Annotated in this window: 12 protein-coding genes; 8 read left to right on the top strand and 4 right to left on the bottom strand. The window is 73.3% G+C overall.

The window, feature by feature from the left end:
* Nucleotides 1–19: 19 nt before the first annotated feature.
* Nucleotides 20–3,589 carry an indolepyruvate ferredoxin oxidoreductase family protein gene (locus CR162_RS14520; RefSeq protein ID WP_099096258.1) on the bottom strand — a complete coding sequence of 1,190 codons (3,570 nt, stop codon included), beginning with the start codon at nt 3,587–3,589 and terminating at the stop codon, nt 20–22.
* 534 nt (nt 3,590–4,123) lie between these two features.
* Here CR162_RS14520 and nikA point away from each other — a divergent pair.
* From nikA to CR162_RS14495, 5 genes are read left to right on the top strand one after another with little or no spacing between them, the layout of a single operon-like run.
* Complete coding sequence (gene nikA, locus CR162_RS14515) at nt 4,124–5,701, top strand: nickel ABC transporter substrate-binding protein (protein ID WP_099096257.1); 1,578 nt, start codon at nt 4,124–4,126, stop codon at nt 5,699–5,701.
* A gap of 6 nt (nt 5,702–5,707) precedes the next feature.
* On the top strand, nt 5,708–6,646 hold the full coding sequence (gene nikB, locus CR162_RS14510; RefSeq protein ID WP_099096256.1) for a nickel ABC transporter permease subunit NikB: 939 nt from the start codon (nt 5,708–5,710) through the stop codon (nt 6,644–6,646).
* The gene (gene nikC, locus CR162_RS14505; protein ID WP_099096255.1) at nt 6,643–7,458 is read left to right on the top strand and encodes a nickel ABC transporter permease subunit NikC; all 816 of its coding nucleotides are present in this window, start codon (nt 6,643–6,645) and stop codon (nt 7,456–7,458) included. Before nikB ends, nikC begins: the two co-directional genes overlap by 4 nt.
* 11 nt (nt 7,459–7,469) lie before the next feature.
* Entirely contained in the window at nt 7,470–8,252 is a 783-nt protein-coding gene (locus CR162_RS14500) for an ATP-binding cassette domain-containing protein (protein ID WP_099096254.1), read from the top strand.
* Nucleotides 8,249–9,034 carry an ATP-binding cassette domain-containing protein gene (locus tag CR162_RS14495; protein WP_099096253.1) on the top strand — a complete coding sequence of 262 codons (786 nt, stop codon included), beginning with the start codon at nt 8,249–8,251 and terminating at the stop codon, nt 9,032–9,034. The genes CR162_RS14500 and CR162_RS14495 overlap by 4 nt, the downstream gene beginning before the upstream one ends.
* Before the next feature lie 3 nt (nt 9,035–9,037).
* On the opposite strand, the gene CR162_RS14490 is transcribed toward CR162_RS14495, so the two are convergent.
* Complete coding sequence (locus CR162_RS14490) at nt 9,038–10,471, bottom strand: M20 family metallopeptidase (protein WP_099096252.1); 1,434 nt, start codon at nt 10,469–10,471, stop codon at nt 9,038–9,040.
* A 190-nt stretch (nt 10,472–10,661) separates the two neighbouring features.
* On the opposite strand from CR162_RS14490, the gene hydA reads away from it, so the two are divergent.
* The 3 genes from hydA to CR162_RS14475 all read left to right on the top strand — a co-directional run bounded on the left by hydA (nt 10,662) and on the right by CR162_RS14475 (nt 13,990).
* Entirely contained in the window at nt 10,662–12,143 is a 1,482-nt protein-coding gene (gene hydA / locus CR162_RS14485) for a dihydropyrimidinase (protein WP_099096251.1), read from the top strand.
* Between the two features lie 106 nt (nt 12,144–12,249).
* Complete coding sequence (locus CR162_RS14480) at nt 12,250–13,065, top strand: SH3 domain-containing protein (RefSeq protein ID WP_099096250.1); 816 nt, start codon at nt 12,250–12,252, stop codon at nt 13,063–13,065.
* 133 nt (nt 13,066–13,198) lie between these two features.
* Nucleotides 13,199–13,990: a DUF3750 domain-containing protein gene (locus CR162_RS14475; protein ID WP_099096249.1), complete on the top strand. Its 792-nt coding sequence runs from the start codon at nt 13,199–13,201 to the stop codon at nt 13,988–13,990.
* Nucleotides 13,991–14,006: 16 nt separating this feature from the next.
* On the opposite strand, the gene CR162_RS14470 is transcribed toward CR162_RS14475, so the two are convergent.
* Nucleotides 14,007–15,500 carry a DUF4403 family protein gene (locus CR162_RS14470; protein ID WP_099096248.1) on the bottom strand — a complete coding sequence of 498 codons (1,494 nt, stop codon included), beginning with the start codon at nt 15,498–15,500 and terminating at the stop codon, nt 14,007–14,009.
* Nucleotides 15,501–15,634: 134 nt separating this feature from the next.
* A complete protein-coding gene (locus CR162_RS14465; protein WP_245870376.1) occupies nt 15,635–16,372 on the bottom strand; it encodes a maleate cis-trans isomerase family protein in 738 nt (245 codons plus the stop codon).
* Between the last annotated feature and the right edge of the window lie 561 nt (nt 16,373–16,933).

Genomic DNA, 16,933 nt, shown 5'->3' with positions numbered 1-16,933 from the left:
CCTTCCCTGCCCCACTTCCTCAATGCGCCATGGCGCCGGCCGGCGCCGCCGCGCCCTGCGCGCCCTGCGCGCCAGGAGGCGCCGCATGGCCGCGCAGCGCCTCCAGCAAGGTGGCGCGGCGGCGTGTGGCGTGCTCGGCATGCCGCTTCCGCACCGGGCCGTAGCCGCGGATCAGCTCCGGCAGGGCGGCAAGCTCCACCGCCTCGGCATGGTTGGCGGCATCGAGAACCGCCAGGATTTCCTCGAGCGCGGCCTCGTAGTCGGCGAGCAGGCGCCGATCCAGCCGGCGGTCCTCGGAGAAGCGGAAGGGATCGAGCCAAGTGCCGCGCAGGCCGCGCAGCCGCGCCAGGAGCCGCAGCGCCGGCATGACCCAGCGCCCGTCGAAGGCCCGCTTCGCCGGCTCCCCCGTGCGCGGGTCGGGCCGCGACCAGAGGGGCGGCGCGAAGTGGAAGACCAGGCGGAAATCGCCCTCGAAGCGCTGCCTCAGGCGCGGCAGGAAGTCGGTCTCCGCGTGGAGGCGGGCCACCTCGTACTCGTCCTTGACCGCCAGCAGCTTGTGGTAGCCGCGCGCCACGGCCTCCGTCAGCGAGGCAGAGCCCGGCAGCACCGCCGCCTCGGCCTCGCGGATGCGCCGCACCATGCGCAGGTAGCGCTCCGCATAGGCGGCGTCCTGATAGGCGGCCAGCTCCGCCGCACGCCGCTCGATCACCGCCTCAAGAGTCGTGGACAGCCGGCGATGGGCCGGCTCCGCCTCCGGCGGCAGGGCGAGCCGCCCGACCGCCTCCGGGTCCAGCGCGCAGCGGCGGCCCCAGGTGAAGGCGCGCCGGTTCAGCTCGACCGCCGCGCCGTTCAGCTCGATGGTGCGGAGGATGGAGGCCGGCGAGACGGGCAGGAGCCCCTTCTGCGCGGCATAGCCCACGAGGAAGAGGTTGGCGGCGATGGAATCGCCCAGCAGCGCGGTTGCCAGCCGGGTGGCCGCCACGAAATGCGCGCGGCCCGGGCCGGTGCCATCGGCGATCCGCGTCTCCATCGCGCCGATGGGGAACAGCGGATCGGCGAGCCGCGCCGCGTCGCCCGTCCGCGCCTGGGCGGCGAAGCGGCGGACGGCATCGCTGGTGACGGAGACGTCGCGGTTGACCACGGCATGGGAATGCCCGGGCCGCAGCTTGGACAGCGAGTCCCGCGCCACGGCCACCACCATGTCGCAGCCCAGCAGGAGCCCCGCCTCGCCCGTCGCGATGCGCGCCGCGTGCAGCTCCTCCTGCCGCGCGCCGATGCGGACATGCGACCAGACCGGCCCGCCCTTCTGCGCCAGCCCGGCCATGTCGAGGGCGGTGACGCCCTTGCCCTCCAGCGCCGCCGCCGTGCCGAGCAGGGCGCCGATCGTCACCACGCCGGTGCCGCCGACGCCGGCCACCAGGATGCCATAGGGCGCGTCGAGCGCGACGAGGGGCGGCTCCGGCAGCAGCGCCTCGTCCTCCGCCGCTGCGCCGGCCAGCGCCCTCGCCTGGCGCGGCCTGCCGCCCTCCACCGTCACGAAGCTGGGGCAGAAGCCCTCCAGGCAGGAGAAGTCCTTGTTGCAGGAGGATTGGTCGATCTCCCGCTTGCGCCCGAACTCGGTTTCCACCGGCACCACGGACATGCAGTTCGACTTGGCACTGCAATCGCCGCAGCCCTCGCAGACGCGGTCGTTGATGAAGACGCGCCGGGCCGGGTCCGGCATGGCGCCGCGCTTGCGGCGGCGGCGCTTCTCGGCGGCGCAGGTCTGGTCGTAGATCAGCACGGAAACGCCCGGATGGTCGCGCAGCTCCCGCTGCACCGCGTCGAGCGCGCGGCGGTGATGCACCGGCACGCCCTCGGGCAGCGTGCCGGGCGGATGGCGCGCCGGATCGTCGGTGACGACGACGATGCGCGAAACGCCTTCCGCCGCCACCTGGCGGGCGATCTGCGGCACGGTGAGCGCGCCCTCCACGGGCTGCCCGCCCGTCATGGCGACCGCGTCGTTGAACAGGATCTTGTAGGTGATGGGCACCCGCGCCGCCACGGCTTGGCGGATGGCCAGCAGGCCGGAATGCGCGTAGGTGCCGTCGCCGAGATTGGCGAAGACGTGGCGGGTGGCAGTGAACGGCGCCTGCCCCACCCAGGCCACGCCTTCCCCGCCCATCTGGCTGAAGGTGCGCGTCTGCTCGGGGTTCAGCCACAGCGCCATGTAGTGGCAGCCGATGCCGGCCAGGGCGCGGCTGCCCTCGGGCACGCGGGTGGAGGTGTTGTGCGGGCAGCCCGGGCAGTAATGCGGCAGCCGCTGCGGCGTGCCGGCGCCCGGCGCGGCCGCGGCGCCCTCGCGCGCTTCCAGCAGCGCCAGCCGCGCCCCGATGCGCTCGCTCTGGTGGAAGCGGCCGATGCGGCGCGCCAGCACGCGGGCGATCAGCGCCGGGTTCAGCTCCCCGGCGGCAGGCAGTTGCCAGTCGTGGTCGGGGTGGTCCCATTCCCCCGTCTCGTCGTATTTCCCCGTCACGCGCGGGCGGACGTTCTCGTTCCAGTTGTAGAGCTGTTCCTTGAGCTGGTACTCGATGTTCTGCCGCTTCTCCTCGACGACCAGGATCTCCTCCAGCCCCTCGGCGAAGTGGCGGACGCAATCCGCGTCCAGCGGCCAGGTCATGCCGATCTTGAGCAGCCGCAGCCCGATGCGCGCGGCGCAGCCCTCGTCGATGCCGAGCGCGTCCAGCGCCTGCCGGACATCCAGATACGACTTGCCGGTGGTGACGATGCCGAGCCGCGCGCGCGGGCTGTCCATCACCACGCGGTTGAGGCCGTTGGCCCGCGCATAGGCCATGGCGGCATAGACCTTGTAGCGCTGCAACCGCCACTCCTGCTCCAGCGGCGGGTCCGGCCAGCGGATGGAAAGGCCGCCCGGCGGCAGGGTGAAGTCGTCCGGCAGGCGCGTCTCGACGCGGAACGGGTCGAGCGCCACGGCGGAGGATGTCTCCACCGTGTCGGCGATGGCGCGCATCGCCACCCAGCAGCCCGAGTAGCGCGACATGGCCCAGCCATGCAGGCCGAAATCGAGCAGCTCCGCCACGGTGGCCGGATTGAGCACCGGGATCATCGCCGCGGTGAAGATGTGGTCGCTCTGGTGCGGCAGGGAGGAGGATTTCGCGCCGTGGTCGTCGCCCACCACCACGAGCACGCCGCCATGCCGGGCCGTGCCGGCGGCGTTGGCGTGCTTGAAGGCATCGAGGCTGCGGTCGGCGCCGGGGCCCTTGCCGTACCATAGGGCGAAGACGCCGTCATACCTGCTGGCCGGGTCGAGGCTGTTCTGCTGCGTGCCCCAGACCGCCGTGGCGGCGAGCTCCTCGTTCACGCCGGGCTCGAAGTGGATGCGGTGCTCGGCCAGGCGTGCCTGCGCCCGCCACAGCGATTGGTCGAGGCTGCCGAGCGGCGATCCCCGGTAGCCCGAGATGAAGCCGGCGGTGTTCAGCCCGGCCCTGGCATCGCGCATCCGCTGCAGCATGGGCAGATGCACCAGCGCCTGGATGCCCGTCAGGAAGAAGCGGTTCGACTCAGCATGCACCAGAATGGGGTTGGCCATGGCGAGCGGCTCCGTCAGCGCCCGCGGCGCTGCTCATGAGGCGATGGCGGCAAGCGGGAGGACGGGCCCGGCGGCGCGTCAGCTCCCACCCGTTGCGGGCGGTGCCGCGGCACCGCCGGCGGAAGGCGGCACGCAGTGCCGCTGCGTGGAATGCGGTGCTGCCGGCTGGCCCATGCGCGTCCCTCCTTCCCTGGGCGCGCGCCATGCCGCACGCGCCTTCCAGGCCGGTTTTCCGGTCCTGCACGGAAAGCTTCCACCAGCTTTCCGGCGAAATCACGCGGAAAACGACAGGGCGCATTTTGCTGCGCGGCCACCGCCCCCGGCGCATTTCCGTTCCGGAACACCGCCCGGCTCCGAAACAATCTTCCGCGCCACGGTGATCTCGGCAACCCCGTGCCAGGCACGAGGCACCCGGAGGCGGCCGGCCGGGCGGGACGCGCTCCTTCCTCCGCCCCCGCACTGGACAGCCCCGGCCCCGCGATCGTATGAGGATTTCACGGAAATCTCATACACCCATGCTGCGAGGCCGGCCCGATGCGACGCCGCTCCCTGCTGCGGGCCCTGCCCGCGCTGTCCGGATTGCCAGTCCTGCCGCGCCCCGCGGCGGCGGCGTCCAGGCCCCTGCCCCGCACGCTGCGCTTCTCCTGGGCCGGCAATGCCGGCCCCCTGCACCCGCACCGCTACGCGCCGAACCAGATGTATGCCCAGGCCATGCTCTACGAGCCGCTGGTCCGCTACATGGAGGGCGGCCGGCTCGCCCCCGCCCTGGCCACCGCCTGGGAGCGCGAGGATGACGGGCGGGGCTACGTGTTCACCCTGCGCCCCGGCCTGCGCTTCACGGATGGGGCACCTTTCGATGCCGCGGCGGTGGTGGCCAATATCCGCGCCCTGCTGGCGCAGCCCAGCCGGCACAACTGGCTGGAGCTGGTGGCGCAGATCGAGGATGTCGAGGCCGTCGATCCCGGCACGGTGCGCCTCCGGCTGCGCGGCCCCTATCACCCGGCGCTGATGGAGCTGGCGCTGATCCGGCCGCTCCGCTTCGCCTCGCCGGCGGTGCTGCGGCCGGATGGCGGCGTCGACGCTCCCATCGGCACCGGCCCCTGGCTGCTGGCCGAGACGCACCCCGGGCAGCACGACCTGTTCCGCCGCAATCCCGGCTACTGGGGCGAGCCGCCGGCGCTGGAGCAGGTCATGGTGCGGGTGGTGAGCGACAGCAACACGCGCGCCCTGGCGCTGGAAGCCGGCGAGATCGACCTCGTCTACGGCACCGACCAGCTCGATGCCGACACCTTCCGCCGCTTCGCCGCCGACCGCCGCTTCACCACCGCCATCTCGCCGCCACTCGCCACGCGGCTGGTGGCGCTGAACTCGGCGCGCTTCCCGACCGACGATCCCGCGGTGCGCCGCGCCATCGCCCACGGCATAGACCGGGCGGCGCTGGTGCGGCATGTGCTGCTGGACACCGAGCCGGCGGCCGGAACGCTGTTCGCCGAGAACTTCCCCTATACCGGCCTCGGCCTCCGCGCCCCCGCCTTTGACCGCGCGGCGGCCGTGGCGCTGCTGGAGCAGGCCGGCTGGCACCTGCCTCCCGGGGCGCGGCTGCGCCAGCGGGAAGGGCGCGAGCTGGTCCTCGACCTCTGCTTCACCGGCGGCGACGCCCTGCAGAAGGCGCTGGCCGAGGCCATGCAGGGCGATCTCGCGCGCATCGGCATCGGGGCGCGGCTGCTGGGCGAGGACAGCGCCACTTATCTCGGCCGCCAGAAATCCGGCGAGTTCGGCATGATCTTCGCCGACACCTGGGGCGCGCCCTACGACCCGCACGCCTTTCTGGGCTCCATGCGCCAGCCCGCCCATGCCGACTACCAGGCACAGCGCGGCCTGCCGATGAAGGACGAGGTCGACCGCCGCATCGGCGCCGTGCTGGCCACCACCGACGAGGAGAAGCGCGCCGCGGAATATCGCTGGCTGCTGACCACCCTGCACGAGCAGGCGGTGTATTTCCCCATCTCCTTCCTCACCAACAAGCTCGTCCACCGCGCGGATCTGGGTGCCGTACCTTTTGGCGGCACGCGCTACGAGATTCCCTTCGACCGTATCCGGCCGCACGGCTGAGGCACGATGACGGGTTTCGCGCTGCGCCGCCTGCTGTCGCTGCCGCCGCTGCTGCTGGCGGTGTCCTTCGGCTTCTTCGCCATGCTGCGGCTGGGGCGGGGCGACCCGGCGCTGGACTACCTCCGCCTCGCCCAGGTCCCGCCCACCGATGCCGCCTTCGCCGCCGCCCGCGCCGAGCTGGGGCTCGACCGGCCGCTGCTGGCGCAGTACGGCGCCTGGCTGTGGGATGCCCTGCGGCTCGATCTCGGCACCTCCTGGTTCACCCGCCGCCCCGTGGCGGAGGAGATCGCGCAGTTCCTGCCGGCCACGCTGCAACTGGCCGGCACCGCCATGCTGGTGACGCTGGCGCTTGGCATCCCGCTCGGCCTGTGGGCGGCGCTGCGGCGCGACCGCTGGCCGGACCACGCGACGCGGCTGATCGCCTTCCTGGGCGTCTCGGTGCCGAATTTCTGGCTCGCCTTCCTGCTGGTGCTGCTCTTCGCCGTCACGCTGGGCTGGCTGCCGGCGATGGGTCGCGAGGGGCCGGCGAGCCTGGTGCTGCCGGCGCTGGCCACCGCCGCCATGTCGGCCTGCGTCATGCTGCGGCTGGTGCGCGCCTCGGTGCTCGGCGCGCTGGGGGAGCCGCATCTGCGCTTCGCCGCCGCGCGCGGCCTGCCGCGCCGCACACTGCTCGGCCGGCATGTGGTGCTGAACGCCATGCTGCCGCCGCTCACGGCCATGGGGCTGCACCTGGGCGAGCTGATCGGCGGCGCCATGGTGGTGGAGACGGTGTTCGGCTGGCCCGGCCTCGGCCGCTGGGCGCTGCTGGCCATCGCCAACCGCGACTACCCGGTGCTGCAGGGCTTCGTCATGGTGCTGACCCTGGTGTTCGTGCTCGGCAACCTGCTGGTCGATCTCGCCTATGCCTGGCTCGATCCGCGCATCCGGCTGGAGCGCGCGGCGTGAGGCGCATCCTGCTGCCGCTGGCCGTGGCGCTGGTTGCGCTGCTGCTGGGCGCCGCGCTGCTGGCGCCCTGGATCGCCCCGAACGACCCCGAGGCCACCGACATCGCCCGCCGCCTCCTGCCCCCCTCCGCCGGCAACTGGCTCGGCACGGACCATCTGGGGCGGGACCTGCTGTCCCGCCTGCTCTGGGGCGCGCGCGCCTCCTTCGGCGCCGTGGCCGCCATCCTGGTGCTGGTGCTGGCGCTGGGCTGCGCCGTGGGCACCCTGGCCGGCATGGCGGGCGGCGTGGTGGACGCCGTGCTGATGCGCGTCTGCGACGCCTTCATGACCGTCCCCACCCTGGTGCTGGCGCTGTTCATGATCGGCGCGCTGGGCACGGGGATTGCCAATGTGGTGGTGGCCATCGCCCTGTCCCACTGGGCCTGGTATGCGCGGCTGGTGCGCGGCCTCACCCTGTCGCTGCGCCAGCGGGAGCACATCCTCGCCGCCCGCGTGGCGGGGCTGTCGCGCCTCGCCATCCTGCGGCGGCACGTGCTGCCGGTGCTGGCCGGGCAGCTCGCCGTGCTGGCCAGCCTCGACCTCGGCCACTGGATGCTGCACCTGGCGGGGCTTTCCTTCCTTGGCCTTGGCCTCGCGCCGCCCGCGCCGGAATGGGGCATCATGATCAACGACGCCCGGCCCTTCTTCCGCACGGCGCCGATGCTGGTGCTGCTGCCGGGGGCCGCCATCCTGCTCACCGTCATGGCCTTCAACCTGCTGGGCGACGCGCTGCGCGACCGGCTGGACCCGGCGCTGCGGGGGCACGCGCATTGAGCGCCGGGTTCATGGCGGGAGGGCTGGCCCTGGAGGGGCTGCGGCTGGAAGCCGGCGGCCGGGTGCTGGTCGATGGCGTCTCGCTGGCGCTGCGCCGGGGCGAGGTGCTGGGCCTCGTCGGCACCAGCGGCGGCGGCAAGAGCCTGACGGCGCTGGCGCTGCTCGGCCTGCTGCCGGCGGGGGTGCGGCGCGCGGCCGGCGTGCTGCGGCTGGATGGCGCGGTGCTGGATGCCGCCGGGCAGGCGGCGCTGCGCGGCCGGCGCATCGGCTTCGTGCAGCAGGCGCCGCGCGGCGGCTTCAACCCGCTGGTCAGCATCGGCCGGCATTTCCGCGAGACGCTGGCCTGCGACGGGCTGCGCGGCGGCGCCGCCACGGCCAGGGCCGAAAGCCTGCTGCGGGAGGTGGGCTTCGCCGAGCCCGCCGCCCTGCTCGGCCTCTACCCCTCCCAGCTCAGCGGCGGCATGCTGCAGCGGGCCATGCTGGCCCTGGCCCTTGCGCGGGACCCTGGCTTCCTGCTGGTCGACGAGCCCACCACCGATCTCGACCTCATCGTCCAGGCGCAGATCCTCGGCCTGCTGGAGCGGCTGGTGGCGCGGCGCGGCCTCGGCCTGCTGCTGGTGACGCACGACCTTTCCGTGGTGGCGCGGCTGGCCGGGCGGGTGGCGGTGATGCAGGCGGGCCGCGTGGTCGAGGAGCAGCCGGTGCACGACTTCTTCGACGCCCCGCGCCACCCGCACAGCCAGAACCTGCTGGCCACGCACTTCGCCCTCTACGGCGAGGCGGCGCCGGCATGAGCCTGCTGCGCATGGAGGGCATCCACCACGCCTATCGCCAGGGCGGCCTGCTCGCCCGCCGCCGCCTGCCGGTGCTGGAGGCGGCGGCGCTCCGCATCGAGGCGGGCGAATGCGTGGCGCTGCTCGGGCCCACCGGCTCGGGCAAGAGCACGCTGGGCCGCCTGATGCTGGGCCTGGAGGCGCCCGATGCCGGCACGGTGCTGTTCGAGGGCCGCCCCCTGCGCGATGCGCGCGGCCGCGTGGCGCCGGCCGACCGGCGGGCCATCCAGGCGGTGTTCCAGGACCCGTTCGGTGCCACCAGCCCGCGCCTGTCCGCCTTCGCGGTGATGGCCGAGCCGCTGCTGGCCGCGCGCCTGCCGCGCGAGGCCCTGCGTGCGCGCGTCGCTGGCCTGATGCGGGCGGTGGGGCTCGATCCCGCCGTCATGGACCGCCTGGCGCACCGGATGAGCGGCGGGCAGTTGCAGCGCCTCTGCATCGCCCGCGCCCTCGCACCCGGCCCGCGCCTCGTGCTGCTGGACGAGGCGGTGAACAGCCTGGACCTCGAGACACAGGCGCGCATCCTGGCGCTGCTGGCCCGGCTGCGGCGGGAGACGGGCGTGGCCTACCTGTTCGTCACCCACGACCTGCGGCTGGTGCGCGGCTTCGCCGGCCGCTGCTACGTGATGCAGGACCGCCGGCCGGTGGAGGTGGCGGAGCCGTTCGGGGATGGCCCGCTGCCGCCCGCCATGGCGGCGCTGCGCGATGCCATCCTGCCCGCCCGGCCGGCGTGGCGCCCGGGCTGAGGCTCAGCCCGCCCCTTCCGGCGCGAAGGCCGGCAGCGCCCCCCGCCGCCCCGGCCAGGGCTGCTCGCCCAGGTCCCAGAACAGCCCGGCGCCGATCTCCAGCGCCTCGCGCATCAGCGGCAGCAGCGCGTGCTCGTTCGGCGCGTGCTGCGAGCAGCCGCTGTAGGAATGCGGGATGTAGACCGTGGGCAGGCCCAGCGTGAGGGCGAAGCTGTCATTCGGCAGCGAGCCGCCGGCATTGGGGACGATCATCGGCGCCTTGCCCAGGCTGCGCTCCACCGAGGCGGCGACGAGGGTGGGCCAGGGTCCCTCGGGGTCCATGCGGGTGGCGGCCCAGTCGGCGCCTTCCTTCACCTCCTCCACCACCACGTCGTCGAAGCCCTGGGCGGCGAGGTGGCGGCGGATGGCGGGCACGAAGCTTTCCACCGGCCGGTCCACCGTGTAGCGGATCTGGCAGCGGGCGAAGGCCTCGGGCGGCACGGCGTTGACGGGCGCCAGCGGGTTGCCGGTGCTGAAGGCCAGCACCTCGAAGGTGTTCCAGCTGAACACCTTCTCCGCCGCCGAGAGGCCCGGCTCGCCCCACCAGGGGTCGACCTTCGGCCCCGTCGGCCCGCCATCGACGCGGCATTTGGCCAGGGCGCGGCGGATGCTGTCGGAGATGCCCTCCGGTACCAGCTCGCGCACCAGCACCTTGCCGTCGCGGTCGATGATGCTGGCCAGCGCATGCGCCAGCCGCACGCCCGGATTGGCCAGGATGCCGCCCCAGTTGCCGGAATGGTGGCCGCCCTCGCGGTAGCGCACCCGCAGGTCGAAGCTGATGGCGCCGCGCGTGCCGAGGCTCAGCGTCGGCACCTCCGGCACCAGGCGCGGCCCGTCCGAGGCGATCAGCACATCCGCCGCCAGCGCCTCGCGATGCGCGCGGCAGAACGCGTCGATGCCGGGGGAGCCCACCTCCTCGCTGGTTTCCAGCAGCACCACCACGTTGAAGCCGAGGCGCCCGCGCACCCGGCGCACCGCGTCGAGCGCCACCAGGTTGCTGGTGAACTGGCCCTTGTTGTCGACGATACCGCGCCCGTAGAGCCGCTCCCCGCGCTGCGTCAGCACCCAAGGGGAAAGGCCCTCCAGCCATTGCCCCTCCATGCCCAGCACCGTGTCGCCATGGCCATAGGTGAGCAGCGTCGGCAGGGCCGGATCCTCGATGCGGCGGCCGATCAGGAAGGGGCCGCCCTCCCCGGCGGGGTTGGGGTGGATCGCGCAGGAGAAGCCCATCCGCTCCAGGTCCGGGGCGATCTCCCGCTCCAGATAGCCCCACAGGTGCGGGCCGCTCGCCGGGTCCTGGCTGGCGGTGGGGAAGGCCACGCGGCGCGCCAGGGTCTCCAGCAGGGAGCCGTCCTCCAGCGTCTGGCGGGCGGCGGCGATGGCGGCGTCTCGTGTCATGGGGTGCGGGGCCTCTCGGTCGTGGAGGGAGTGCTGGCCCGCATCCTTCCCCTGGATCGCGCGGAAGCGGAAGGGCCACGCGTCATCGCCATGGACGGATCGCGGCGGCGGCCGCAGATTTTCACCCGTGAGCGCCGCCTGGCCAGGGCCACGCCGTGGAGCCCGCCAGCCGGCGCGGAAGGAAAGACAGATGGAAGAATTCGACCTGGTGGTGCGTGGCGGCACCCTGGCCAGCGCGGCGGAAGTGTTCGAGGCCGATATCGGCATCCGGGGCGGGCGTATCGCCGCGCTCGGCCATGGCCTCGGCCGGGGGCGCGAGGAGATCCCGGCCAAGGGCATGATCGTGACGCCCGGCGGCCTCGACTCCCATTGCCACCTGGAGGAGATGGGCCAGGACGGCACGGTGCACGAGGAAAGCTTCGCCAGCGGCTCGGCGGCGGCGCTGGCGGGCGGCACCACCTCCTTCATCTGCTTCCTGCCGCAATGGAAGGGGCACAGCCTGGCCGCCTCGGCGCCCGGCTACGAGGCGCGCGCCGCCGCCTCCCGCGCCGACTACTCCTTCCACCAGATCATCACCGACCCGACGCCGGAGGTGATGGAGAAGGAGCTGCCCGCCCTTGTCGCGCGCGGCATCCGCAGCCTGAAGGTTTTCCTCACCTACGACCCGCTGCGCCTGACCGACGCGCAGTTCCTCGAGGTGCTGGCATCCGCGAGGCGCCTCGACGCCTTTGTCACCGTCCATTGCGAGAATTACGACGCCATCGGCTGGCGCATCCAGGCGCTGCTGAAGGCGGGGCTGACCGACCCGCTGCAGCATGCCTGGTCCCGCCCGCCCGTGGTGGAGCGCGAGGCAACGCACCGCGCCATCGCGCTGGCCGAGCTGGTGGACCAGCCGATCCAGGTGTTCCACGTCTCCTGCGAGGAGGCGGCGGCCGAGATCGCGCGCGCCAGGGCGCGCGGCCTGAAGGTGTGGGGCGAGACCTGCCCGCAATACTTCACCCTCAGCCACGAGGACCTGACGGGCGCGGATTTCGCCGGCGCCAAGGCGGTCTGCTCCCCCGCCCTGCGCGAGGCGGGCGAGAATGCGCGCATCTGGCGCCGCATCCAGGACGGCACGCTGGATGTCGTCACCTCCGACCATTGCGGCTTCTCCTTCGCCACGCAGAAGCGGGTGGCCGGCGGCAGCGCCTATGGCACCGGCGCGGCGGTGCGGCGGCCGGACGGCATGCCGGCCTTCAACGCCATCCCCAACGGCGTGCCCGGCATCGAGACGCGGCTTCCCGTGCTGTTCTCCGAGGGTGTCTCGAAGGGCCGCATCGACCTGCCGGCCTTTGTGCGGCTTTCCTCGGCCAACGCGGCGGCGCTGTTCGGCCTCGCCGGCCGCAAGGGCAGCCTCGCCCCCGGCGCCGACGCGGACCTCGTGCTGTGGGACCCGGACGCGGAGCGGGTCATCCGCAATGACGGGTTGCACCACGCCATCGACTACACGCCCTGGAAAGGGATGCCGGTGAAGGGCTGGCCAAGCGTCACCATCCGCCGTGGCGAGGTGGCGGTGCGGGAGGGCGAGGTGCTGGCGCCGCCCGGCTCCGGCCGGTTCCTCCCGCGCGGGCCCTATGCGCTGGCCAGGGGCCGTGGCGTGGTGCCGGACGGCTTCGACGCCGCCCTGGCCTGAGCGGAAGCCGCCGCGCCTCCACGCGGCGCGCGCCCGGCCGGCATGCCGGCCCGGGCGCCGTCGCGCATCGCTTCGTCGGACGCGCCGCGCATGGTAAGATGCTGTGATGCTTAAGCTCCTCGCCCCGCTTCCATTCCTTGCCCTGCTCGGCCTCGCCGGCTGCGACGACAGCGACCAGAAGGCGAGCGAGGCATCCGCCGGCCAGGACGCCAACCTCGCCGCCCTGCGCGGCGCCGCCGAGGAACAGGTGCGCGCCCGGCTGCGCGCCACGGGCGAGATGCGGCTGCGCGCCGTTCAGGTCTATGGCCAGCAGGTCGCCGGCACCTATGCCGTTTGCGGCCAGGTGAACCCGACCGGCGCGTTGAGCGACCCCTACATCCCCTGGGTCTCGGTGGTGACGGCGCAGGAGGGCAAGCCCCTCCGCGCCGACCTCGTCATCGGCCTGTCCAATGTCGAGGCCAGCCGCGTCTACATCGAGAGCACCGAGCGCTGCTTCGAGGGCGGCGGGCCCCGCCCCGGCCAGGGCCAGTCGCTGGGCGCCCTGCCCCCGCTGCCCTCCGACACGGCGCTGATGCGGCAGTCCGGCCCCGCCCCCATGCCGGCGGCGCCGGGGCAGCCCATGCCAGCAGGGGAACCCGCCCCGGCGGCGCCCCTCGCGGCCGCACCGCCCGCGGCGGCACCAGGCCCGCAAGCGCCGCCCGCTTCCCGCCCCCCCGCGGCGCAGGCGCCCGGCCGCACCGTCACCACCACCCCGGCGCATCCCGTCAACATCCGCAGCCACCCGGGCGGCGGGGGGGCGGTGGTGCGGGTGGTCCCCAGGTCCACCGCGCTGCGCGTCTTCGACGAGGCGCCGGGCGGCTGGCTCCAGGTGGGCGAGGACACCCCCCTTGGCTGGGTGCACCAATCCGTGCTGGGCCGCTGAGCCAGGCAGCGAGCGGGGCGGGCCTCCCCGCCGCGTCCGGCGGCGAAGCCTTGCGGGAGGCGGGCGGCGCCCCCATCCCTTGCTCTTTGTGGCTTGGTCCCCGCGCCGGCGGGGGCCCCGGCAGGGACCCTCCATGCTCGCCCTTCGTGTCTTCCTGTGGTTCTTCCTCCTGGCTTATCTTCTGCCGCTGGCCATCTCGGCAGCCCTCTACCTCAGCAGCGGCAGCGGCGCCGGCTGGCGCATCGCCGACCGCTCCAGCGCCGGCCTGCTGCCGCCCGCCGCCACGCACCGCCCCGCCCTGGTGCGCGTCTTCGCCGCCCAGACGGTGCGCTGGCGCGGCATCTTCGCCACCCATTGCTGGATCGTCTTCAAGCCGGAAGGCGCCGCCGGCTACACCCGCTACGACTACACCGCCTGGGGCGAGCCCATCCGCATGAACGGCTTCGAGGCCGATGGCCGCTGGTTCGGCCATGCGCCCGAGACGGTGTTCGCGCTTGATGGCGCGGAGGCGGCGGCGATGATCCCGGCGCTGCAACAGGCCATCGCCGGCTATGCCTGGCGCGAGCGCGGCCACTACCGCGCCTGGCCGGGGCCCAATTCCAACACCTTCGTCTCGGCGGTGATGGGCGCGGTGCCGGGGCTGGGGGTGGTGCTGCCGCCCACCGCCATCGGCAAGGACTTTCCCTGGGACGGGCGCTGGCTGCGCCGCACGGGCTCGGGCACCGGCGTTTCCCTGACGCTGGGCGGCTATGCGGGGATCACCCTGGGCTGGGTGGAAGGGATCGAGTTGAACCTGCTAGGCGCCGTGGCGGGGCTGGACCTGCGCCGGCCGGCCATCAAGCTGCCGGGGCTCGGGCGCTTCGGCATGCCGGGCCAGACGCTGGAAACGCCGGCCGCGCCGCACCGGACGGCCGCGGCCGGCTGAGGCGCCTGCCTGCCGGTCAGGGCAGCGGCAGCGGCAGCGAGGTCAGCTCGGCCTCCACGCCGGCCTCGGCGCTGCCCAGCACGGCCAGCGCGTCCAGCTCCGGCACCAGCCGCTCCAGCCGCAGCTCCGGGCGCGTGAGCGTGACGCGCAGCCCGCCGGTGTTGGCGGGGTCGGCGGCAAGCTCGCGCAGCGCCTCCAGCGCCCCGTCCATCACCTCGCGCAGGTCATAGACAGCGATGCCCTCCAGCCATTCGCGGATCTGCCGCTCGAACACCAGCGTCGCCAGCGACCAGACCCGGCTGTCCAGGTCGCGCACGAAACGCAGATCCTCCAGCCCGACCCTGGTGCCACCGGCGCCCAGCACCGGCCGGGCGGAGAACACCACCCGCCCCGTGGTGTCGGGCAGCAGGCCGGGCAGGCTGGCATCGAAGGTGACGGCCATCGCCAGCGCCGGATCGCTGGGATAGAGAAAGATCTCCCGCACCCGCAGGCGCACCGTCCCGAGCGGCGTCTCGAAGGGCATGTCCCGCCCGCCGAACTCCCGCATCAGCCAGTCGCGGATCATGTCGTAGCCGGCGCGGACGGGAATGGCCACGCGCAGCCGCCCGTCCCGCTCCTGCCAGCGCTCGGGCAGGGCGTGCAGCGGCGGCAGGAAGGCGGGCGGCGCCTCCGGCGGGCGTCGCGAGGTGATGGCGGTGACGGCGCGCAGGCCGAGCATCACGTTCAGCGCGCCGGGCGCCGCGGCGATCTCGGACAGGCCGATGGATTGCGGCCGCACCGTCAGGTGCAGCGGCGGCGCGGCGGGAAGCTGCACCGCGACGCTGCGCGGCTGCCACAGCGCCAGCGCCTGCTCCCGCACCGTCCGGCAGGGCAGCAGGGCGGCGAGCTGCGCCGGCAGGTCGCGCAGCGCCGCCTCCGCCTGGGCCCGCACCTGCTCCTCGATGCCCACCCAGACGCCGCCGATCACCTCCAGCCGCGGCATGCGCAGCCAGCGATAGGTGACCGCGACGCTCCAGGCCGGGCACCAGCCATCGTCCAGCGTCAGTCCGAGATCGGCCTGCACCTCGGCCGCCGCGTCGATGTTCTTGCGGCCGAGCGAGAGCAGGTCGGCCAGCGCGCCGCCCAGCCCCACATCGCCCTCCACGGCGAGGGCGGCCGTCACCCGCAGGCGGTTCCCGGCGGCCGAGAGGGCGAGGTCGCCCACCCGGCGGATGGTCACCTCGTGCCGCGTGGCGGCGCCGGGCGGGCTGCGCTGGGTGAAACTCTCCGGCACCGCCTCCAGCGCCGCCCGCCGCAGCAGGGCGAAGGGCAGGTCGAGCCGAAGCACGACGCGGCTCTCGCGCTCCGGCAGGGCCAGGGTGGAGGAGCGGCGCGGCGGCTCCTCGCCGAGCAGCCTTTCGCGCTCCTGCACCCAGAGCACGCCCATGCCGGCCGCGCCCAGCCCCAGCGCCCCGAGCAGCACGGCCACCCCCGCCCGCACGGCCCCGAGCCTCCGCCGGGCCTTCGCCATTCCCTCTCGCCTCCCTGCTTCAGGCCTCTGGCCCCGCCCCCGGCGCGCGCCTCCTTAGGAAAGCCGCGCGGCCGGCGCAATGCGGGAGGGCTTCGCATGGGCGCGGCGAGGCACGCCCCTGCCCCCGCCCCCGCTCAATCCCGCAATGCCTGGAACAGCCGGCCCCAGCCCTGCACCCGGCCCGGATCTGCACCCGCCATGACCAGGCTCTTCCAGACCACGGTTGCAATGGTGTCGTAGACGGGCAGGCCTGTCTCCGCCTCCCACTCCGCCACCAGCGGCGCGGCGCGCAGGTTGGTGCAGACCACGGCGATCGCCTCCGGACCGGCGGCCGCCACCTCGCGCACCATCCCGCGCAGCGTGGCGGCGGAAACCTCGGAGAAGGAGAAATTGTCGCGCAGGCCGAGATGCCGCTCCGCCGCGCAGGCGATGCCGAGCCCCTCATAGTTCGCGATGATGCGTGCCTGCACGTCGTCGAGATACGGCGTCACCACCCCGAGGCGCCTGACGCCGGTGCGGGCCAGGATCTCGTTCAGCGCCAGCATCGAGGTGGTGGCCGGGATGCCGGTGGCCCCGGTGATGCGGCGGCACAGCCGCTCATCCGCCTCGAAGCCGAGCCAGCCGGCGGAGGTGCCGTTCCAGGCGATGACGTTCACCCTGGCCTGCGCCAGCAGCTCGGCCGCGCGCAGGATCTCGCTGTCGTCGAACTGCCCGAGCGCCTGGTCGGAAAGGGCGATCTCCGTCACCCGGAAGCGGCCGAAATGCGCCGAGACCTCCGGCAGTGCGGCGGTCATGGTCTGCGTCACCGGCTCCAGGACCGTGTTGGAGGAAGGCGTCAGCATGCCCAGCAGGATGCGCTCGCTCACCGTCATCGCTTGTCCCCGGCTCTTGTCGCGGCAGAAGACAGGACAAAGCGCGCCCTGGCAATCCGCCGCCCTGCTCCGGCCACGGGGACGGAACCGGAAGGCTGGAACGCGACGACCGGCATCGCGCGGAGCCGGGGCAGGTGGTGCGCCATGCTGCCGCCGCGCGACACCACCCGCATTGGCGGGATCATGCGGGGGGAAAGCGTTTTGGCCCCTGCCCGATTTCAATCAGAGATTGAGGATCTTCCATGAGGCGTTAACCTGAGCGTGGAGAGCCGCAGAGACCTTTGTGGAGCCATGAAAAGAAGGCGGCAAGCTGCGCTTGGTAAAGGACGGACAGATGAGCGATAAATACACCAAGACCAAATATAACCCTATCATCGGAGAAGCTGTATACACTTAAATACCTTTTAAGAATAGACCGAGAGCCCAAGGGATAGTGGTGCCACTGTGCCAGTATGCGCGGCATCTTGTGCCGCGATACCATTCTCAAACGGGCTCTGAGCACGAAAGCACCAAGTTAGGGTAAGGCAGCAGGGCCTGGGAGAGGGCGGCATGCTGCCTGGT

This window comes from Teichococcus rhizosphaerae (genome assembly GCF_002631185.1).
Lineage (GTDB): Bacteria > Pseudomonadota > Alphaproteobacteria > Acetobacterales > Acetobacteraceae > Pseudoroseomonas > Pseudoroseomonas rhizosphaerae.
Note: the sequence above shows the minus strand (reverse complement) of the source record. Positions and strands in the feature narration are given on the sequence as shown.

Coding starts and splice junctions, on each gene's coding strand:
- CR162_RS14520 (WP_099096258.1), bottom strand. CDS start 3,589: ATGGCCAACCCCATTCTGGTGCATGCTGAGTCGAACCGCTTCTTCCTG.
- nikA (WP_099096257.1), top strand. CDS start 4,124: ATGCGACGCCGCTCCCTGCTGCGGGCCCTGCCCGCGCTGTCCGGATTG.
- nikB (WP_099096256.1), top strand. CDS start 5,708: ATGACGGGTTTCGCGCTGCGCCGCCTGCTGTCGCTGCCGCCGCTGCTG.
- CR162_RS14500 (WP_099096254.1), top strand. CDS start 7,470: ATGGCGGGAGGGCTGGCCCTGGAGGGGCTGCGGCTGGAAGCCGGCGGC.
- CR162_RS14495 (WP_099096253.1), top strand. CDS start 8,249: ATGAGCCTGCTGCGCATGGAGGGCATCCACCACGCCTATCGCCAGGGC.
- CR162_RS14490 (WP_099096252.1), bottom strand. CDS start 10,471: ATGACACGAGACGCCGCCATCGCCGCCGCCCGCCAGACGCTGGAGGAC.
- hydA (WP_099096251.1), top strand. CDS start 10,662: ATGGAAGAATTCGACCTGGTGGTGCGTGGCGGCACCCTGGCCAGCGCG.
- CR162_RS14480 (WP_099096250.1), top strand. CDS start 12,250: ATGCTTAAGCTCCTCGCCCCGCTTCCATTCCTTGCCCTGCTCGGCCTC.
- CR162_RS14475 (WP_099096249.1), top strand. CDS start 13,199: ATGCTCGCCCTTCGTGTCTTCCTGTGGTTCTTCCTCCTGGCTTATCTT.
- CR162_RS14470 (WP_099096248.1), bottom strand. CDS start 15,500: ATGGCGAAGGCCCGGCGGAGGCTCGGGGCCGTGCGGGCGGGGGTGGCC.
- CR162_RS14465 (WP_245870376.1), bottom strand. CDS start 16,372: ATGACGGTGAGCGAGCGCATCCTGCTGGGCATGCTGACGCCTTCCTCC.